The following is a 17,455-nucleotide window of genomic DNA, read 5'->3' on the forward strand; positions in this document are numbered from 1 at the left end:
AAGTGACTAACTGACGGTAAGCCAGTTAATATTCTTTTGTAGTAACCAGCACACAACTGGTTGCGGAGTTTAGGCTACAGGCTGTGGGGGCGGAGCATGAATTTCCAGCACACACGTGGAAACAAACTCTGGCCGAAACGCTATATTGCCCGACAGCAGGTACTGAACAGGTAATTGTTTAGGCGCGAAAACAAAGAATGGGGCAAAGTCGTAGTCTGGTTCGAACTCAGTCAGTTCCGAATCATCATCAGGATCGTCATGTTCAGGAATTGCATCCTGTGATCCCAGACATTCTTCCAGTATGAACTCACCGATACTTTCGATTTGATTAACCGACATATCTTTATGGTCGACTGTGAACTGCCTCGATCGCAAAAGCGTATCCTGAACGTCGATGCTTACATTAAGCACTGTCAACGCGATCAGTAGGCAAAGCAGCCGGTATCCCAAAAAGTTATAGTATCGTTTCTTCATATCGTTTATGAACCAAATGTAATTCGGCTAAACAAGAAACTCAACTATTTTTTTATCAGATAGTTACGAAACTTGGATAAAGATAATGGAATCCCTGATAGATTAAATTTAGATTAAAATACTTTAATTCGATTATGCTCTTTTTACCTATTACGTCCCATCATGCCTACCTCATTCCAATCCAGACCTGGTATGAAGAAGCCTTTCCCATCGACGAACGACGCGATTTTGCCGAATTAACTGCCCTTCTCGCCTACCCAGATATGCATCTGTGCGCCCTGGTCAATGACAGTAGCTTAGTTGGGTTTATGCTCTATTGGCAATGGGATGAGGCTATTTTTGTGGAGCATTTTGCCATTGATCCTCATGAGCGCGGCAAACAGTTTGGGCAACAGGCGCTGGCTCAGTTGCTCGAACTGTCTTTTCAATATTGTCTGCTGGAAGTAGAACGCCCTGATGATGAAACAGGGTACAGACGCATTCGATTTTACGAACGGCAAGGGTTTACGTTGAATCCTTTCGACTATATTCAACCCCCTTATCAACCCGACAAAGCTCCAGTCCCCATGCGGCTAATGTCCATTCCAGCCATTCCAGATTCGGCAACATACGAGCGGCTTAGCCAACTAATAAAAGAGCGGGTTTATGAACGATTTTATGACGCTAACTGAATATTACCAATTCCACAAGACCGAGCGATCAATTTGGGCAATAGTCCCTCTTCCTGTCAGAATCATAGCCATTTCCAGTTCTTCCCTTAGAACTGACATCACTTTGGCGACGCCATCTGCCCCGCCACAGGCTAAACCATAACAAACGGGTTTCCCTACCAGTACAGCACTTGCTCCCAGGGCAATGGCTTTGAGAACATCGGTTCCTCTGCGTATGCCTCCATCGAGCATGATGGGAACTCGTCCGGCAACGCGCTCAGTAACCGAGGGCAGTACTTCGATCGTAGCGGGCACCGTATCCAGATTCCGGCCACCATGATTCGACACCACAATACCCGCAACCCCGGCCTCAATGGCCCGTTCGGCATCCTCTGCATTTAAGATTCCTTTCGCTACCACCGGAATGTTCACCACCGATGCCAACCAGGTAATATCGTTCCAGGTCAGGGGGTTTTTCTGCGGGCCCGGCGCAAGCATATAGGGTGCCTGAATACCAGGCGGTAAACCAAAGTTGATTCGTTGCTCACGATTACGGACTCCACCAACGGGAGTATCTACCGTCACACAAAGTGCCTGGCACCCCAAAGCTTCGGCTTTTTGTACAAGATCTTTCGTAAACTCCCGATCGTCACGAACATACAGTTGAAACCATAAAGGCTGTGTAGCCACTTCAGCAATGGCTTCAAGTGGAGTGGTTGTAAACGAACTAACAACATACGTAGCAGCCGCCATAGCAGCCCCCCGTGCAGTAGCCAGTTCGCCTTCGGGGTGCATAATCCGGTGGTAAGCCGTAGGCGCTATCAGAATAGGATAAGCGAGTTCTTGTCCAAATAACATGATCCGAGTATCGGGCTGAACAATGTGGGGCAGTCCCGTCGGATTGAGCTTAAGGGTATCAAACGCTTGTCGATTCCAGCGAAGCGTTAATTCATCAGCAGCGCCACTAGCTACATATTCATACGCCAACCGGCTCATTTTCTCTTCAGCTTTTTTTTCAAAATCGAAGAGATTGACCATACCCGACAAATCAACGATTTCACTAATCGGGAAATCAGTGGACATACTGAATGTTGAGGACTGATGATCAGAAGGCAGATTCGGGTCACTTGCCAGGTTATTCATTGATGTACTTCCGGTTTTTCACTGACGCAGAAACTCATGCTTTGAATCTCTTTCATATCCAAAGCCTATACAGCTTAAATTCTAAGATATATGCGCAAAACAGATTTTCTGCGCATAAAAAAACCGTCCAGCTGCCTAAAGGCAGCTGGACGGTTGGAAACCCGCGTCATTATTACGCGTTTTGCTTCATCCGAATGATATTCAGGGCAGCACCTGCCTTAAACCACTCGATTTGTCCTTCATTATACGTATGGTTTACCGCAAACTCGTCGGTTGTGCCATCTGCATGATGCAATATGATTTCGAGTGGGCGACCTGGTGCAAACTCGGTCAACCCCTCAATGTCAATCACATCATCTTCCTGAATTTTGTCGTAGTCGGCAGGATTCGCGAAAGTAAGCGCCAGCATACCCTGCTTTTTCAGGTTCGTTTCATGAATCCGGGCAAACGAACGGACCAGAATAGCCCGAACGCCCAGGAAGCGTGGCTCCATAGCCGCATGTTCGCGTGACGATCCTTCACCATAATTTTCATCGCCAACGACAATCGACCCGATACCAGCTGCTTTATAAGCCCGTTGAACGGCGGGAACTTCACCATACTCACCCGTCAACTGGTTCTTGACCGAGTTCGTCTTCTCGTTGAAGTAGTTCACGGCCCCGATCAACATATTGTTCGAGATGTTGTCGAGGTGACCCCGGTATTTCAGCCACGGACCAGCCATCGAAATATGGTCGGTCGTACATTTGCCTTTTGCTTTGATCAGCAGTTTCAGCCCTTTGATGTCGGTGCCTTCCCAGGCAGGGAACGGAGCCAGCAGTTGCAGACGGTCGGATGTTGGGCTAACAATAACCTGTACACTCGATCCATCTTCAGCCGGAGCCTGATAACCAGCATCATCTACAGCATAGCCTTTTACAGGCTGTTCGATACCCGCAGGTTCATCCAGTTTCACCTGTTCGCCCGCTTCGTTGGTCAGCGTATCGGTCATCGGGTTGAACGTCAGGTCACCAGCAATGGCGAAAGCTGTCACGATTTCAGGCGAGGCAACAAAGGCGTGTGTGCCTGCGTTACCGTCGTTCCGTTTCGCGAAGTTCCGGTTAAATGAGGTAATGATCGAGTTTTTGCGGGTCGGATCGTCCATGTGGCGTGCCCACTGCCCGATACAAGGTCCACAGGCATTGGCCATGACCACACCGCCAATTTCTTCAAAGGTATTCAGCAGGCCATCGCGTTCGGCAGTGAACCGCACCAGTTCAGAACCGGGTGTAACGGTAAACTCCGCTTTGGTTTTCAGATTCTTGGCCGTTGCCTGAGCAGCTACCGACGCCGAACGGGTCATGTCTTCGTAGCTGGAGTTGGTACATGAACCAATCAGACCCACTTCCAGTTTAGCTGGCCAGTTGTTTTCTTTTACCGCTTTGGCAAAGTTCGACAGCGGCCATGCCAGGTCAGGCGTAAAGGGTCCGTTGATATGGGGCTCCAGCTCCGATAGGTTGATTTCGATCAGTTGATCGTAATACGTAGCCGGATCGGCATACACTTCATCATCCGAACGCAGGTGTTGTTTAACGGCATCAGCAGCTTCAGCGATTTCGGCACGGCTGGTGGCTTTCAGATAGTTAGCCATCTTCTCGTCATAAGCAAAGATCGAGGTGGTAGCGCCGATTTCAGCACCCATATTACAGATGGTCCCTTTACCCGTAGCCGACAGGCTCTCTGCACCTTCGCCAAAGTATTCAACAATGCAACCTGTACCACCTTTTACGGTCAGGATACCGGCTACCCGAAGAATAACGTCTTTAGCCGATGCCCAGCCACTCAGTTTACCGGTCAGTTTAACACCGATCAGTTTCGGCATTTTCAATTCCCAGGCCAGGCCCGCCATTACGTCACAGGCATCAGCCCCCCCCACACCAATGGCGATCATGCCCAGACCACCCGCATTTGGCGTGTGCGAGTCGGTACCGATCATCATGCCACCGGGGAATGCGTAGTTTTCAATGACAACCTGGTGAATAATACCTGCACCAGGTTTCCAGAAACCGATGCCGTATTTGTTCGAGATGGACGACAGGAAGTCGTATACTTCTTTGTTTTTGCTTTTGGCAACATCAAGGTCCTTCTCAGCTCCTACTTCAGCCTGAATCAGGTGATCGCAGTGAACCGTAGAAGGAACTGCTACCTTCGGCCGACCTGCCTGCATAAACTGCAACAAGGCCATCTGGGCCGTTGCGTCCTGCATGGCTACGCGGTCAGGCGCAAAATCCACGTAGGCTTTTCCCCGCTCGTACGCTTGTGTAGGCGTACCGGCAAAGAGGTGACTGTATAAAATCTTTTCCGACAGAGTCAGCGGTTTGCCCACTGCCTGCCGGGCTGCTTCGACGCGTTCGCCAAGGTTGGCATACACACGCTGAATCATGTCTAAATCAAAAGCCATAGCAAATGAGGATAACAGGTTACTGATAAAAGCTGTTCTACAAAGACAACCAACGAATTCACAAAATGGATTCCGGTTAGCGTGCCAAAATTAGAAGATTCTGGCACGTTTTGGAAATATTACTTTGTATTACCGCGTACAAGATGGTAGGAAGGCTCTAAAAATTCATCAATTCTGGCCCTTCCCTCGTTATTTCGCCGAACCATCACCAACGAATAACCACTTTCTCATATCTTGGCGACCTATTTCATCTTTCGATTATATTGAATGAAGTTTAAAGCGATTACTCTTGCCAGCACCTTTTTGGGATTAGGCTTTTCTTTTTTTGCCTGTAATGACGATAACGAGAACCCAATACTTCCAACAACCTTCATAGCGGTTTTGACTGGTACGAATGAAAAACCCACTGCGACAACCTCCAACGCAACAGGTTCCTTTAGGGCCATTCTGGATGAAAGCACGCGCGTTTTGAGCTACACCGTTGCGTATGAGGGTCTGACACCAACGATGGGGCATCTACACCGGATCGACACAACCCGTACGGATGGTACTGGCCCGGTCGATATTCCGTTTCCAAGTTTAACCTCTCCTATTATTGGCAGTACGTCGGCCCTGACCCCACTCCAGATTTACCGACTAAAACACGGACAATACTACGCCAACCTGCATACGGCCCAGTACCCCGCCGGTGAAATCCGTGGCGATATACGGACTAAGTAGGTATTTATGCCTATTGGTACAGTGCAGAAAACCATTAGCTTTATTTACCTGATTTTTTGCTATGACGAATAGAGAATACCCCTATATTGCGGATTAAAAGTACATTAACTCACCAATCGGATAGCGGAATTCTTTTCTGCTGCTGATGCTTAGCTACTAACTCCTATGAAACTGGCAAACATCACACTCGTATTTGCGTCCGTTCTTGCCTGTGGCTTAATTGCCTGTGGTAACGACGAGAACCCAACGATCACATCGACCAAAACAACCTTGACGGCCAGCCTGAACGGAGCGAGCGAAAAACCAAGCTCAACCTCCTCAGCAGCTACCGGCACATTTACGGGGGTTGTGGATGAAAGCACTCGTGTTCTGAGCTACACCGTGACCTATACAGGTCCGTTTACTTCATCATTAACGGCAGGCCACCTGCATCGTATTACAAATACGACTGCCCTGACCGGAGGGGTTGAAATTCCGTTCACCAGCCTGGTTTCGCCTATTATAATCTAAGTTGTATGAAAATAGCTTGATGGGACACCAAGAAAAAAGACATAGCCAAGAGCAAGAGTACCTTTGAGGTGCGAAAACATCAGTAACCCGCTCTGACTATGTCTGAAAAAGTAGTGGCAATTTACTGCTTTCTAGATGATTTCTTTCTAGAAACCAATCACCCTAGATCGACCAAACCACAAGCTAAACCTAAAGTAACAGACAGCATTGTGTTGACTACCGCCATCATATCGGCTCGTTTCTTTGGGGGCAACCAAGCTTCAGCCATGCTCTATATGGCGGACAAGCAGGGTGTCCTTATGCTGGAAAAGTCGGCCTTTAATCGCCGGTTGCATCGACTCGCTCATACCTTGAGTGTCTTATTTTATTATTTGGCCGACTTCTTTAAAGCCTTGAATGTGAGCAGTCAGTATCTAATTGATTCATTTCCTGTATCGGTTTGCGATAATATTCGCATCAGCCGTTCACGGTTGGTCAAGGGGGAAGAGTATCGAGGCAAAATTGCTTCCAAACGACGGTTCTTCTTTGGGTATCGGGTGCAAGTAGTGACCACCAGTACTAAGCAGCCCGTGCAATTTTTTATTCTTCCGGGTTCGTACGCGGATATAACAGCTCTTCAGATGATGCATTTGCATTTGCCCGCAGGTAGCGAGGTGTTTGGTGATGCTGCCTACACCGACTACGAACAAGAGGAACTGTACGCTGATTGTGAACAGATTTCCTTACAGATTCAACGCAAGAGTAATAGTCATCGGGCTGACCCGATTTGGATAGCCGCTTACAAGAAGATGCGTCGTCAGGCAATCGAACAAGCTTTTAGTCAAGTCAAGTTGCGATTTCCTCAAAAGATTCATGCCGTTACCGAAGCGGGTTTCCTGATCAAGCTTGTCTTATTTCTACTTGCATACGCTCTAGAATCAAACTTGTATCATACAACTTAGATTATTATAGGAACTTTTCAGTTAGCCAATCAAAACCGGGTCGATAGCCTGAAGAATGGGTTTTACTATGCCAATCTGCATACAGCCCAATATCCGGGCGGAGAAATTCGCGGAGACATCAAGAAGAAATAATTCATTAACTTACATTATGGGCGTAAAAAAGGCCAGTCTGCATTTGCAGTACTGGCCTTTTGCATCAGTGATCCTTACCGATTACGCTACCGAAATGGTTTGGGCAGGCTGGTTAGTTTCAGGGTTTTTGGGTAGAACCACTTTCAGAACCCCATCGGTATAGGTAGCCGAAATACGTTCGGTTAGTACCTTATTATTTAGCTGAAAGGCCCGTTCGAACGACCGGCTGCCATATTCCTGATACGTGTATTTACTCTGATCATCAGCCGATTCCGACTGTTCAGCACCTTCATACGAAACGGTCAGCACATCATTCTTTATCGCCAGCTTAATATTCTCTTTCACGAGGGCCGGAGCGAACAATGAGATGGTGTAGTCGGTATCCGTTTCTTCGATGTTGACGGGTACCTGCTGGAACCAGCCACCGTGACGTTTCCCCCAGAAGCCGCCAGCCTTACCGCGTCCCCAGGGGCCGCCAAATCGGCCGCGTCCAAATCCGCCCCAATGACCACAATTCCCTTTATGTCCTGCTTCGAATGCTTGTTTGTTATACATGGTTGTGTGTGTTTATTTGTGTTTACTGATTTTACGATTGTTGTTAACGGCTATGATTTAGCCAATGGAAATGACCCGACTATAGGTTGGATAAGCTACGTTCGACCGATAGGCCGGATCATCGATAGAAATAATGTTCGTTGACTGCCAACGCCCCCGCTCCAGGGGCCCAAATGCCCGACCCGCCAAACGAGGTCCAACAAAGCGTGCCAGCAGAAACAGACCGGCTCCTACTAGCAGAACTTTCAAAATGAGGGTCAGAAGAAACAAAGCTAACCCGACAGCCAGTGCTACACCGGCTATTCTCCAGATAATGTTCATGTTGTTTATGATTTAATGGTTCAAAAGTCCAGTTCAGAAGAAGATTGGGTAATTACCAATCTGACGCGTCATTTCAATAATCTACTTCCAATTCAGGTGCTTTGATAGGGATGACGGACAAGGCTAGCGTTTTACTTTAAACAATGATGCGTTTTTTTTCAAACAGGTTGGTATTTACTTAAACGAGGCCAAAGAATCAACACACAATGCATTGATTTGCAAACACTTACCTACATATACCTTAATACATCGTTTTTTATAAAATTTTAGCAATCGCCTAAAAAGGTGTCACCTCCAGATAAAGCACTAAGCTCTATTCATGGAGTTGACGTAAAAACTGCGGTGCAGAAAATAGGATGATCAGGGATTATGAAGTAGTACAGATGCGCTGGAATTTAGATACTGCAACTGCCCAGTAGACTCAAATCGAATGCTTCGGGCCGTTGCACTGTTTGTCGTGATGGTTACCGTATGCCCATCACGAACGACTACATCGTCGCACACACTCGGTACTCGCCCACAATTCCAGGTAGTTGCGGTATGCCAGCTTCCCGATGATGTACTCTGGCAAGCACCCCGACTAATAAAAATATTATCAATTCGCAACTGATCCCGCGCCCCTGAAACGCCTACACCTGTATAGTAGTACTGCCACAAAAGCTGTATATAGGGTTTATTGAGTAAGGCCGCCGGTAATGCTACAGGGCCAATTACCTGACTATGACCGGGTAATGTGTTACGCACATATTCAACCGGATTATTGGAAGCATCCAGCAGGTCGGTAAATGGGCCAGAGTTACCAATCCGATAGCGTAACCGAATGTTGTAACGACGCGGATTGGCCGTAACAGTTCCACCCGTCCACTGTACCGATGCCTCAGTTACATTAGTAGTACGGAGTGCAAGTACCATTCCGCCCAACGCTGTAGAAATATACCCGGCTGGCGCACTCCCTGTGTTGATAAACGCCACCCCATTTTCTCCCAAACCATTAATTCGCGTAGCGCTGGTCAGGTTATAAGCCCCTTTCACCGTGTCGGCTAGTGCATACGTTGCTGATAGCGTAGGGTCTTCCTGATTCATACTGACAAAGTGCATATTCGGTGGGTAAGTACCCGAAGGCGTGGTTGGAGAAAACTGGTCAAACCGATAGTCGCAAGTACTCAATGTATAGGCTGCTGGCTTGCCTACAAAGGAGTTATCTTCATCAAAAACGGCTGTCAGGGTTCTGTTGGCAGTTGGATTGAACGTATAGGCCGTATCGGTAGAAATAGTTATCCCACTTTCCTGCCAGGCTATAAAACGATAACCCACCAGCGGCTTTGCCACTACTCGAACCGAATTACCCTGAAAATAAACCCCTGTCCACGGATACGGATTAGTAGCTACGCCGGGGGTTGAAGAAAGTATGTCGATTGTGTTGATTTTCACATACCCTTGCGTGGCATTCGATACGGCCAGTGTAATATTCCGGTTTGCACTTAAACTAAATCGAGCACGCAGATGGTCGCGTACCGAAGAGGGGCGTTGCTGAAGAAATGTGCGAACGGTGCTTAAATTCGTGAGCCATTTGGTAACCGAATTTCCTGTCTTCCAGCGGTTGAAATGCTCATCCATATAGGGCTGGTAGGCCTGCTGAAACGAATCGAGTAATGCAACGCCCCGGCTGGGTATAAAGGTAGTATTAAGCAGATCGGCAAACCGATTAATAAAATACGATTTATAGCTACTCACCTCAAGCAATCGACGGAGAAAACGAGTGTATTCCGTAACCGACGCATCATAACCCGCTGTCGATGTAGCCCGATCCAATGAGTTGGAGGTGTAGGAATTCCCGGCTCCCATTGTCCAGTCCATATCATTCATCATCCAGCGAAACCGACCGTCGTGCCCTTTACGCGCATTAGCCAGGTATTGGCTGGTGCGTTTTCGCCAGAGTTGCTGATTATTGTACGGCCAGTCGAAGTTTCCCGAATAAATTTCTGTGATCTGGTAGTCCGAAAAACTTTCGACATCCATTAGTGTATTTACATAGTTGTAGTCGATGGTAGGTGTTCCAACAAAATAGTCCTTCATGGCGTAGAACTTGACCAAATCTCCATCATCGGCAACATAAGCCCCATAATCGAACTTAATAACATCAACACTATCGGCATCCACACCATAATTTCGATTTATGTAGTATTTATCATACCGTTCCATCAAGGTGTGTACACCCCAATATTCACCATTTAGTAAGACAATACCTGGGCGATTGGATTGGGTTTCGAACGGAAGGTGCCGAACCATCGTTTGCACAAACGCATCGATTAGGATCGTGTTATCCCAGTCATTACCACCATTTCTAAGCAACAGCCGATTATAAAACTGGTTGATCGGACGGTTCACAAAGAAGGGATAACTGAAATCACTATCGCCATATAATCGTAGTGATTTACGGGGGACTGACCGCGAGCATCCCCCGTTGATTGACATATCAATCCGCTGATTCAGAATTGAACTTCCGTTGATAAAGAATTGGGCATTAGCCGACCGTTCCCAGTTATCACCTTTCAAAGTAAAATTGCCGGGCGAGCAGAAAATTGTTTCGGCTGTAGGGTTACCCGATCGCCAGCCATCAAATGTGGCACCAGCCGTGTATATCCCGGAATTGTAATCGAATAGTGATCGTTCATTGGTAGCAATCGACACCACGGGCAGGTTTCCATACCGATTGGCGGGGGCAATCAAATACGTTTCTGTAACAATATCACTCACCAAGGCATTGGCCTTATAGGCTACTGCCCGCACTACGGTTCCCTTAAAGATGGGTGATGTAGGGACATAATAAGGCGACGAATTGAAGGTCGATGATTTAAGGGATACTTTATTTGGGTCACTACTTCGATCACTAATGGTTAATGGAGCCGAATAGGTAAACGACTGATAGCTTCCTGTCAATAATGATCCATAACCCTGCCCAGGCAATTCGGGATAGTTATTTTTATACTGAAATGTATTGGGTCCAGGGTTTACCGGATCAGGTTCTGAACCATCCAATGTGTAATAAATGGTAGCTGTAGGATCAGGCGATGTGATTGTCAGGCTAAATCCAGAGGTATAAAAACCACCCACCTTCGAGAAGACCGGAGCACTGACGACTTCTGTATACCCTGTTTTAGAATTGTTACTGGCACCAGGGCTCGTGTTGTTGACCGAACTGGTTCGTTGAAAATAAAACCAGTCTGCCGCACCATTGGGTTTACGCCCCCAAGAAACATCCGTTCGTTGCGGTCCAAATACGACCTGATCTACCACAGTTGTTCCATCAGGCCGTACGAGACTAATCATTTCGCCATCGGCCGACAGCTTAAAGCCTACATGCAGCACACCACGGATAGTCATATCGCTGGCCCATAATAGCAAAAATCCATTAGCCGGAATTATGGTCTGTGAAGAACCGGTTGGTATCCGATATTTTGTTAGCGTGGAGTTATCAGAAACATAGTAACCAGCAATATCAACGGACGTAGCGTTCGGATTATAAATTTCAAACCAGTCTTCATATGAGCCCGAACCATCGGTAATAGTTCGGGAGTTAGACGCCATGATCTCATTAATGTAAAGCTGTTGGGCCTTGCTAGTCAGGCTCATTGCAACCAAAAAAGTCAGTAGCAGCGTAGCATTAAGGAGCAATTGTTTCATGGTGGGCGCTTTTTTCATTTTTAATCGTTTTTCTATAACGAACCAATTAAAAATGCAGCAAAATCAACGCCAATCTGATTATTTGTTCACCATAAATTACCGTAAATACACCATCAGTAACTTTTATCGCAACTAAACTAGTCTTTGAAATTATACATCAACCTACGATTTTCAGGATGGTCTGGTATAAAACTTCGCTTCCTAAAGCCAGGTCCTCATAAGAAGCATATTCTAGTGGGTTATGGCTAATGCCATCTTTACAACGAACAAAAATCATCCCAAAATCGCAGGCCTCCGACATAACCAGTGCATCGTGAAAGGGGCCACTTACCAGTTCTGGCGCATTGAGGCCCAACTCCTCACAACTCGCCCGAATAGTGTTCTTGATCCACTCAGCACAATAGCTTGATTTGATATCCGTATCTACGGTCAGGTCGTAACTGAGTCCGTGAGCTTGCGAAATCTCGTCAATAGCTGTTTTTAATTGCTGTTCGCAGCTATTCCGACGTTCCATATCGATGTCGCGAAATTCCATAGTCATGCTGACAGCCTCCGGTATGATATTTCGGGATGCTGGAAACACGTTTAGGGTCCCGACCGTGCCTACTGTTGGAGCAGGCGTAAACTGCGAAGCAATTTCATTGACGGCAACCACCACTTTAGCCGCTCCCAATAGCGCATCTTTCCGCAATGGCATAGGTACCGAACCCGCATGGCCGGCCATTCCGTTCAGTTTCAAGCTTAGCAGTAAGGGGCCAGCTATTCCAGTGACAATACCAATCGGCTTGTTGGTCTTATCCAGAATTGGCCCCTGCTCGATATGCAGTTCAATAAAGCATCGGATGCTGCCAGGCGCATATTCATCCTCTTTAAACTTTGTCATATCACAGCCAAAGTCAATCAGAGCCTGCTCACGCGTAATTCCATCTTTATCCGTACGTTGCAATTCCCCTTCTTCCAGCTTACCCAGAATACCCCTCGACCCGAACAGCCCTTTGTTGAATCTCCAGCTTTCTTCGTCGGCAAATGCAATGACATCGATACTCACCTCGGGAACGATTCCTTTTTCAGCGATGGAACAAACGGCTTCAATGGCACATAAGACCCCGGCAATTCCATCAAAACGCCCCCCATACGGCTGGGTATCGAGGTGTGAGCCAGTCATTAAAATGGGGGCTTCAGTATTTTTGCCCTGCAAGCGACCAATTAAGTTGCCAAAACTATCGATACGAACCGTCAATCCTGCTGACTCCATCCAGCCTCTGGCGTGTTCGAACATTTTTTTTTCCAGCTGCGAATGCGCCGGCCTGCACATACCCGTCTCACCTATTTTGCCAATTTCACTCGAAACCTCAAAAAAATGTTGTAAACGTGCCGCGTTGATATTCATTCAGAAAATATGTTTTGGTCTTTATTTAACAGTTGACTTAAACCATGACTCAATTCCAGTGACTACTTTCAAGACCCCCGATAGGTTGAATAGCCAAATGGGTTAAGAAGTAACGGAACATGATAATGTTCGCCTGTTGTGATGGCAAACGTGATTTCGACAAACGGATAAAACGTAACCACATTCAGCAACTCATAATATGCGCCGGTTTCAAATCGTAATTTATAAACGCCTGTTGGCAGTACAGTCTCTTTTGCTAGCAAATCCATAATCCGCCCATCTGAATTAGTAATTCCCCGACCAATTTCCAGCCATTCGCGCTGCTGCTGATACAGAATCACATTGACACTTTCGGCCGGTTTCCCGCGAGTTGTATCCAGAATATGGGTGGTGATTGTACTCATGTTCCTAAAAGTTTTTCCAGTCGGATTTTCGTGATCTTATTCTGTTCCTGCATCGCGATCTTAATCTCCTCTTCAGGTGAATGAGGCAACCGCGATTCGAGGCTGTTTAGCATCTCAACAGCCGATTTACCCGTGGCACAAACAATGAATATATAGCCAAATTTCTCTTCGTACAATCGGTTGCCTTCGGCCAGTCGTTGAAGTACAACTTCCGAGGCATCTGCCACACCCGACTGCTCATCCGACGCCCAGTTTCGCGTACTGGTAAATTTTGACCGTAATGAGTTTATGTCGCCAATTTTCGGATGATGAGCAAACGCTTCTTTCCAATCAGCTTCGGAGCAGGCAAACCAGACCATTTCAGCCTGTTCGAATAAGGTTTCACGGCTATCGACCGGAAATAATTTAACCATGTCGTTCACCCAGGTTGAAGAGCCGCAGCAGGTTGCCAGAGCTGCTTTCAGTTCAGAAACAGGTGCGTCGTTTAATTCAGGCAAGGTCATACGGATAACTTATATCAACTAGATCACGGTTGGAAAACGGTTGACATTCTTGTAATAAATATATACGGCAGGCTCTTTGCCCATTGCCGTAAACCACTGCTGGCAGTAGGGAGCCATCCAGATTGAATCCCCTTTTTTAATGGGATACCACTCCTGATCAAGCATATATACCCCCTGCCCCTGTAAGTATATGAGTCCATGCTCCATAATGTGCGTTTCCACAAAAGGAAGATGTCCACCCGGATCGTAGGTAAAAATATTGACTGCCATATCGAACGCTAGTGTATCGGGCAATAACACCTGCAATCGTAACGCCGGATCACCCAAATACGTAGGGCCTTCAATCGTTGCCGCATCGCCAAATAGGACGGGGGGCACGTCATACCCATCCAGTTTTTCATATACCTTATGAAAGCTGAGGAGTTGAGTATTGGTTTCCGGCTGTTCGAACCGATACACCTTTCCAATAGGAATATAAACAAATTGCCCCTGGCTCAGCTTTCTCGTCTCGCCGTCAACGGTTGCCGAAACCTGGCCTTGTATAACATAAAAAAATAACTGTGATGCCTGCGTAGTGCCTGTCAGTTCACCCTTTTCGGTCAGTGTGATGAGTGTCTGGCACAGGTTTGCCCCCATTTGCTCATTAATAATGACATTCACCGTACAATTTTCCCAGCCGGGTACCCGACTGTTGATGTACCCATCCGGGCTAATGATAGCGTGGTTTCGTTTGACAACCGACCGGGTAAGCGCTGATATTTCCATATTTTCTGCTGATAAACTGCGTCTCTCTTTCCTAATGATCTAAACGCTGTAGGACTACAGCCTGATAAGCTTTTTCATAAACTGATCGGCTACTTTCAGAGCAGCGGCCAGGTCAGTCAATTCAACCTGTTCAAGTGGATTATGGCTAATGCCTTCGAAACACCTGACAAACAGCATGGCTATCGGTGCTACCTGCGATATCGGAACACCATCGTGCCCGGCACCACTAACCAGTCGTACAACATCATACCCGCTTTCGGCAATAGCTGTAGCCAGCAGATTGGTCAACTGGGTATCGCAGCCTACGGGTGCTGTTTCCTGAATCAGTTTCCAGTCGACCACTACAGAACGCATCCGACCTAATTGACTACAGGCATCCCGTAGCGACTGGTAGGCCTTTGTTAATACAGCCTCGTCGTTACTCCGTATATCCAGACTACAGACCACCTCGCCGGGGATCACATTACTGGCAGCATCGGCAACTGTTAATTTACCGACTGTTGCCACCAGATTTGACTGACTACCGGCTAGTTGCTCAACGATCAGAATAAATTCAGAAGCTGCGCAAAGTGCATCCCGACGCATAGACATCGGCACTGTACCGGCATGGCCTGCCATTCCTCTGAAAGTGATCTCAACCCGCTTCTGACCAGCTATGTCCGTCACAACAGCCACGGGTATGACTTTTTCATATAAAACCGGGCCCTGTTCAATATGAATTTCGAAGTAGCCAAGCCAATCTTGAGGTGCTATGGCCTCGGATACCAGGGCGCCAGGGTCTCCTCCCATTGCCTGAATAACGTCAGAGAGCGATGTACCCGATGCATCTTTTTTATCCAGCAACGTTTCATCAAACGACCCAGCCACCACCTTACTCCCTAAATAGGTCGTATGAAATCGAACCCCCTCTTCATCACTAAATGCAATTAACTCAATATGAAATGGCAAAGGCTGCTCCGACTGGATAAGCTGTTCTATCAGATCAAGTCCCATAATAATGCCAAGAGGGCCATCAAACTTGCCTGCGTTGACAACCGTATCCATATGCGATGCAATGACAAACGTTCTGGCCTTTTTCATTGGGCTCACCCATCGACCCCGAACGTTTCCAAGGGTATCGACACGAGTCTGTAGACCAAGCACTTCCATCCACTGTCGGATCTGTCGACTCCCCTCAAGAAAAGACGGGCTACCAAACGTACGGGTAATGCCTGTCGTAGCTTCGCTGATCGAAGCCAATTGATCGATTTTATAAAGGATTGCCGATGCGCGCTGTGTATACGTATTCATACTACTTAATCGGTAAGCAAACCGATTTCATTTATGATCAATTTAGCAACGCTTTCCCCTCGTTAAGCCGCAAAAAACCACTCCGATCAAACACCTGAATACCAGACAGGTACGTTTGCTCCACTACCCCATAAAGCTCTTGATGGAGGTAGGGAGTTATCTTGTGTTTATGCTGGAGTATATCCTCCGACACAGTAAACGTTTTGTGAGGGTTCCAAACGACTAAATCAGCATCGAATCCTTTGGTTATTTGTCCCTTTCGGCTCGCCAATCCAGCTAACTCAGCCGGTTTTTCACAAAGCCACCGAGCCATATCAGGTAGTGTACAGCCTCGTTGACGAGCAGCCGTCCACAAAGCAGGTAAAGCAAGCTGTAGCGAAGCAATGCCCCCCCAGGCTTTCCTAAAATTACCGCTCTCCAGGCATTTCAAATCAGCGGGTGCTGGTGAATGATCGGTGGCCACAAAATCAATGATTCCGGCTTTCAGAGCTTCCCACAGTAGATTTCTATTCGCCCGATCCCGAATCGGTGGGGCACATTTAAATTGTGTCTGTCCATCGGGGATTGATTCGGCATTGAAAAACAGGTAATGCTGAGCCGTTTCGACGGTTAGCGGCAGCCCTTTTTCTTTGGCCCTGGCGATCGGTTCAATCGAATTGTCTGACGATAAATGGACAATATGCGTTCGGCAATTAAATTCTTCGCACATTCGAATCATTAGGGCGATGGCTTTATCCTCCCATTCTTTAGGCCGCGACGTCAGGTAATTCCGATACGACCGTACATCGCCAGTTGCCAGGGTTTCATCCGTCGATAATTCACAGTGTACCAGTAGTGGTAGATTGTACCGGGCGAGAATCGGCATGGCTTTCTGCAAATCCAACTCCGTCACGTTCGGAAATTCATCGATACCGGAATGTGTCAAAAACGCCTTGAATCCCAGTACACCTTTATCTATCAGTGGCTCAATTTCGTTCGTATTTCCAGGGACAAGCCCTCCCCAGAAACCGCAGTTTGTGTGCAGTTTTTCGGAAAGAGCCGCTAGTTTCTGTTCGAATGCCTCCACCGTAGTCGTCACGGGCGACGAATTGAGTGGCATATCGACCAGTGTTGTCACACCTCCTGCCACTGCAGCCCGGGTAGCGGTATCAAAACCCTCCCATTCTGTCCGGCCAGGTTCATTGATGTGTACATGTGGATCGATGATTCCAGCCATCAGTACCTTATCACCAAGGTCATGTACAACAGCCGAAAATTCAGATGGCAGTTCAGGCAATACATCCGCAATCCGGCCATTTTTTACGATAACAACTGCCCGTCTGACCCCTTCTGGTGTAACGACCTGACTACTTCTTAACCCAAAATTATTCATATCTGCTTTTATCGGCCAATCCATTCGGTTATCTCTACTACGACGCCCTATCCATAAACCACAGATTACCATTCATTTTTACTAAGAATGGTGCTGCACCTGGCGAATGAGAACGTCTAAAAATAGAAAATTAATAGCTATACTAGGGGTAAATACTACCG

17 protein-coding genes are annotated in these 17,455 nt (G+C 47.1%); 5 read left to right on the forward strand and 12 right to left on the reverse strand.

Translation table 11 applies throughout. The annotated features are described in order from the left end of the window. Positions 1 to 69 precede the first annotated feature (69 nt). Positions 70 to 474 carry a hypothetical protein gene (locus B5M13_RS15950; RefSeq protein WP_080056616.1) on the reverse strand — a complete coding sequence of 135 codons (405 nt, stop codon included), beginning with the start codon at positions 472 to 474 and terminating at the stop codon, positions 70 to 72. Positions 475 to 608: 134 nt separating this feature from the next. On the opposite strand from B5M13_RS15950, the gene B5M13_RS15955 reads away from it, so the two are divergent. Next, positions 609 to 1,145, forward strand: coding sequence for a GNAT family N-acetyltransferase (locus B5M13_RS15955; protein WP_080056617.1), 537 nt, complete (start codon positions 609 to 611; stop codon positions 1,143 to 1,145). Between the two features lie 3 nt (positions 1,146 to 1,148). On the opposite strand, the gene B5M13_RS15960 is transcribed toward B5M13_RS15955, so the two are convergent. Together B5M13_RS15960 and B5M13_RS15965 are read right to left on the reverse strand one after the other, a co-directional pair. Beyond that, positions 1,149 to 2,267, reverse strand: a complete 1,119-nt coding sequence (locus tag B5M13_RS15960; RefSeq protein WP_080056618.1) for an alpha-hydroxy acid oxidase — start codon at positions 2,265 to 2,267, stop codon at positions 1,149 to 1,151. Positions 2,268 to 2,439: 172 nt separating this feature from the next. Continuing rightward, positions 2,440 to 4,707, reverse strand: a complete 2,268-nt coding sequence (locus tag B5M13_RS15965) for an aconitate hydratase (RefSeq protein ID WP_080056619.1) — start codon at positions 4,705 to 4,707, stop codon at positions 2,440 to 2,442. Between the two features lie 267 nt (positions 4,708 to 4,974). On the opposite strand from B5M13_RS15965, the gene B5M13_RS15970 reads away from it, so the two are divergent. The 4 genes from B5M13_RS15970 to B5M13_RS15985 all read left to right on the forward strand — a co-directional run bounded on the left by B5M13_RS15970 (position 4,975) and on the right by B5M13_RS15985 (position 7,010). Continuing rightward, positions 4,975 to 5,427, forward strand: a complete 453-nt coding sequence (locus tag B5M13_RS15970) for a CHRD domain-containing protein (RefSeq protein ID WP_080056620.1) — start codon at positions 4,975 to 4,977, stop codon at positions 5,425 to 5,427. 165 nt (positions 5,428 to 5,592) lie between these two features. Then, entirely contained in the window at positions 5,593 to 5,937 is a 345-nt protein-coding gene (locus B5M13_RS15975) for a CHRD domain-containing protein (protein ID WP_245859338.1), read from the forward strand. Between the two features lie 98 nt (positions 5,938 to 6,035). Continuing rightward, a complete protein-coding gene (locus tag B5M13_RS15980) occupies positions 6,036 to 6,878 on the forward strand; it encodes an IS982 family transposase (protein WP_080054324.1) in 843 nt (280 codons plus the stop codon). Between the two features lie 48 nt (positions 6,879 to 6,926). Continuing rightward, positions 6,927 to 7,010: a CHRD domain-containing protein gene (locus tag B5M13_RS15985; protein WP_245860075.1), complete on the forward strand. Its 84-nt coding sequence runs from the start codon at positions 6,927 to 6,929 to the stop codon at positions 7,008 to 7,010. Positions 7,011 to 7,091: 81 nt separating this feature from the next. Here B5M13_RS15985 and B5M13_RS15990 read toward each other — a convergent pair whose 3' ends face one another. The 9 genes from B5M13_RS15990 to allB all read right to left on the reverse strand — a co-directional run bounded on the left by B5M13_RS15990 (position 7,092) and on the right by allB (position 17,318). Then, positions 7,092 to 7,565 (reverse strand): Hsp20/alpha crystallin family protein, encoded by a 474-nt coding sequence (locus B5M13_RS15990; protein ID WP_080056621.1) that lies wholly within the window; start codon positions 7,563 to 7,565, stop codon positions 7,092 to 7,094. Positions 7,566 to 7,622: 57 nt separating this feature from the next. Beyond that, positions 7,623 to 7,886, reverse strand: coding sequence for a hypothetical protein (locus B5M13_RS15995; protein WP_080056622.1), 264 nt, complete (start codon positions 7,884 to 7,886; stop codon positions 7,623 to 7,625). Positions 7,887 to 8,246: 360 nt separating this feature from the next. Beyond that, a complete protein-coding gene (locus B5M13_RS16000) occupies positions 8,247 to 11,588 on the reverse strand; it encodes a CotH kinase family protein (RefSeq protein WP_080056623.1) in 3,342 nt (1,113 codons plus the stop codon). 139 nt (positions 11,589 to 11,727) lie between these two features. Then, positions 11,728 to 12,960, reverse strand: coding sequence for a M20 family metallo-hydrolase (locus B5M13_RS16005; protein WP_080056624.1), 1,233 nt, complete (start codon positions 12,958 to 12,960; stop codon positions 11,728 to 11,730). A gap of 68 nt (positions 12,961 to 13,028) precedes the next feature. After that, positions 13,029 to 13,364 carry a hydroxyisourate hydrolase gene (uraH, locus tag B5M13_RS16010; protein WP_080056625.1) on the reverse strand — a complete coding sequence of 112 codons (336 nt, stop codon included), beginning with the start codon at positions 13,362 to 13,364 and terminating at the stop codon, positions 13,029 to 13,031. Next, positions 13,361 to 13,867 (reverse strand): 2-oxo-4-hydroxy-4-carboxy-5-ureidoimidazoline decarboxylase, encoded by a 507-nt coding sequence (uraD, locus tag B5M13_RS16015; protein WP_080056626.1) that lies wholly within the window; start codon positions 13,865 to 13,867, stop codon positions 13,361 to 13,363. Before uraD ends, uraH begins: the two co-directional genes overlap by 4 nt. An 18-nt stretch (positions 13,868 to 13,885) precedes the next feature. Beyond that, the gene (allE, locus tag B5M13_RS16020; RefSeq protein ID WP_080056627.1) at positions 13,886 to 14,632 is read right to left on the reverse strand and encodes a (S)-ureidoglycine aminohydrolase; all 747 of its coding nucleotides are present in this window, start codon (positions 14,630 to 14,632) and stop codon (positions 13,886 to 13,888) included. Positions 14,633 to 14,686: 54 nt separating this feature from the next. After that, positions 14,687 to 15,922 carry an allantoate amidohydrolase gene (locus tag B5M13_RS16025; RefSeq protein WP_080056628.1) on the reverse strand — a complete coding sequence of 412 codons (1,236 nt, stop codon included), beginning with the start codon at positions 15,920 to 15,922 and terminating at the stop codon, positions 14,687 to 14,689. Positions 15,923 to 15,959: 37 nt separating this feature from the next. Further along, entirely contained in the window at positions 15,960 to 17,318 is a 1,359-nt protein-coding gene (gene allB, locus B5M13_RS16030; protein WP_245859340.1) for an allantoinase AllB, read from the reverse strand. Positions 17,319 to 17,455 lie beyond the last annotated feature (137 nt).

It is taken from the genome of Spirosoma aerolatum (assembly GCF_002056795.1).
GTDB classification, from domain to species: domain Bacteria; phylum Bacteroidota; class Bacteroidia; order Cytophagales; family Spirosomataceae; genus Spirosoma; species Spirosoma aerolatum.

What these genes read in the sequence shown, in the direction of transcription:
- B5M13_RS15950 (WP_080056616.1), bottom strand. Translation starts at nt 474, where the DNA reads ATGAAGAAACGATACTATAACTTTTTGGGATACCGGCTGCTTTGCCTA.
- B5M13_RS15955 (WP_080056617.1), top strand. Translation starts at nt 609, where the DNA reads ATGCTCTTTTTACCTATTACGTCCCATCATGCCTACCTCATTCCAATC.
- B5M13_RS15960 (WP_080056618.1), bottom strand. Translation starts at nt 2,267, where the DNA reads ATGAATAACCTGGCAAGTGACCCGAATCTGCCTTCTGATCATCAGTCC.
- B5M13_RS15965 (WP_080056619.1), bottom strand. Translation starts at nt 4,707, where the DNA reads ATGGCTTTTGATTTAGACATGATTCAGCGTGTGTATGCCAACCTTGGC.
- B5M13_RS15970 (WP_080056620.1), top strand. Translation starts at nt 4,975, where the DNA reads ATGAAGTTTAAAGCGATTACTCTTGCCAGCACCTTTTTGGGATTAGGC.
- B5M13_RS15975 (WP_245859338.1), top strand. Translation starts at nt 5,593, where the DNA reads ATGAAACTGGCAAACATCACACTCGTATTTGCGTCCGTTCTTGCCTGT.
- B5M13_RS15980 (WP_080054324.1), top strand. Translation starts at nt 6,036, where the DNA reads ATGTCTGAAAAAGTAGTGGCAATTTACTGCTTTCTAGATGATTTCTTT.
- B5M13_RS15990 (WP_080056621.1), bottom strand. Translation starts at nt 7,565, where the DNA reads ATGTATAACAAACAAGCATTCGAAGCAGGACATAAAGGGAATTGTGGT.
- B5M13_RS15995 (WP_080056622.1), bottom strand. Translation starts at nt 7,886, where the DNA reads ATGAACATTATCTGGAGAATAGCCGGTGTAGCACTGGCTGTCGGGTTA.
- B5M13_RS16000 (WP_080056623.1), bottom strand. Translation starts at nt 11,588, where the DNA reads ATGAAAAAAGCGCCCACCATGAAACAATTGCTCCTTAATGCTACGCTG.
- B5M13_RS16005 (WP_080056624.1), bottom strand. Translation starts at nt 12,960, where the DNA reads ATGAATATCAACGCGGCACGTTTACAACATTTTTTTGAGGTTTCGAGT.
- uraH (WP_080056625.1), bottom strand. Translation starts at nt 13,364, where the DNA reads ATGAGTACAATCACCACCCATATTCTGGATACAACTCGCGGGAAACCG.
- uraD (WP_080056626.1), bottom strand. Translation starts at nt 13,867, where the DNA reads ATGACCTTGCCTGAATTAAACGACGCACCTGTTTCTGAACTGAAAGCA.
- allE (WP_080056627.1), bottom strand. Translation starts at nt 14,632, where the DNA reads ATGGAAATATCAGCGCTTACCCGGTCGGTTGTCAAACGAAACCACGCT.
- B5M13_RS16025 (WP_080056628.1), bottom strand. Translation starts at nt 15,922, where the DNA reads ATGAATACGTATACACAGCGCGCATCGGCAATCCTTTATAAAATCGAT.
- allB (WP_245859340.1), bottom strand. Translation starts at nt 17,318, where the DNA reads ATGGATTGGCCGATAAAAGCAGATATGAATAATTTTGGGTTAAGAAGT.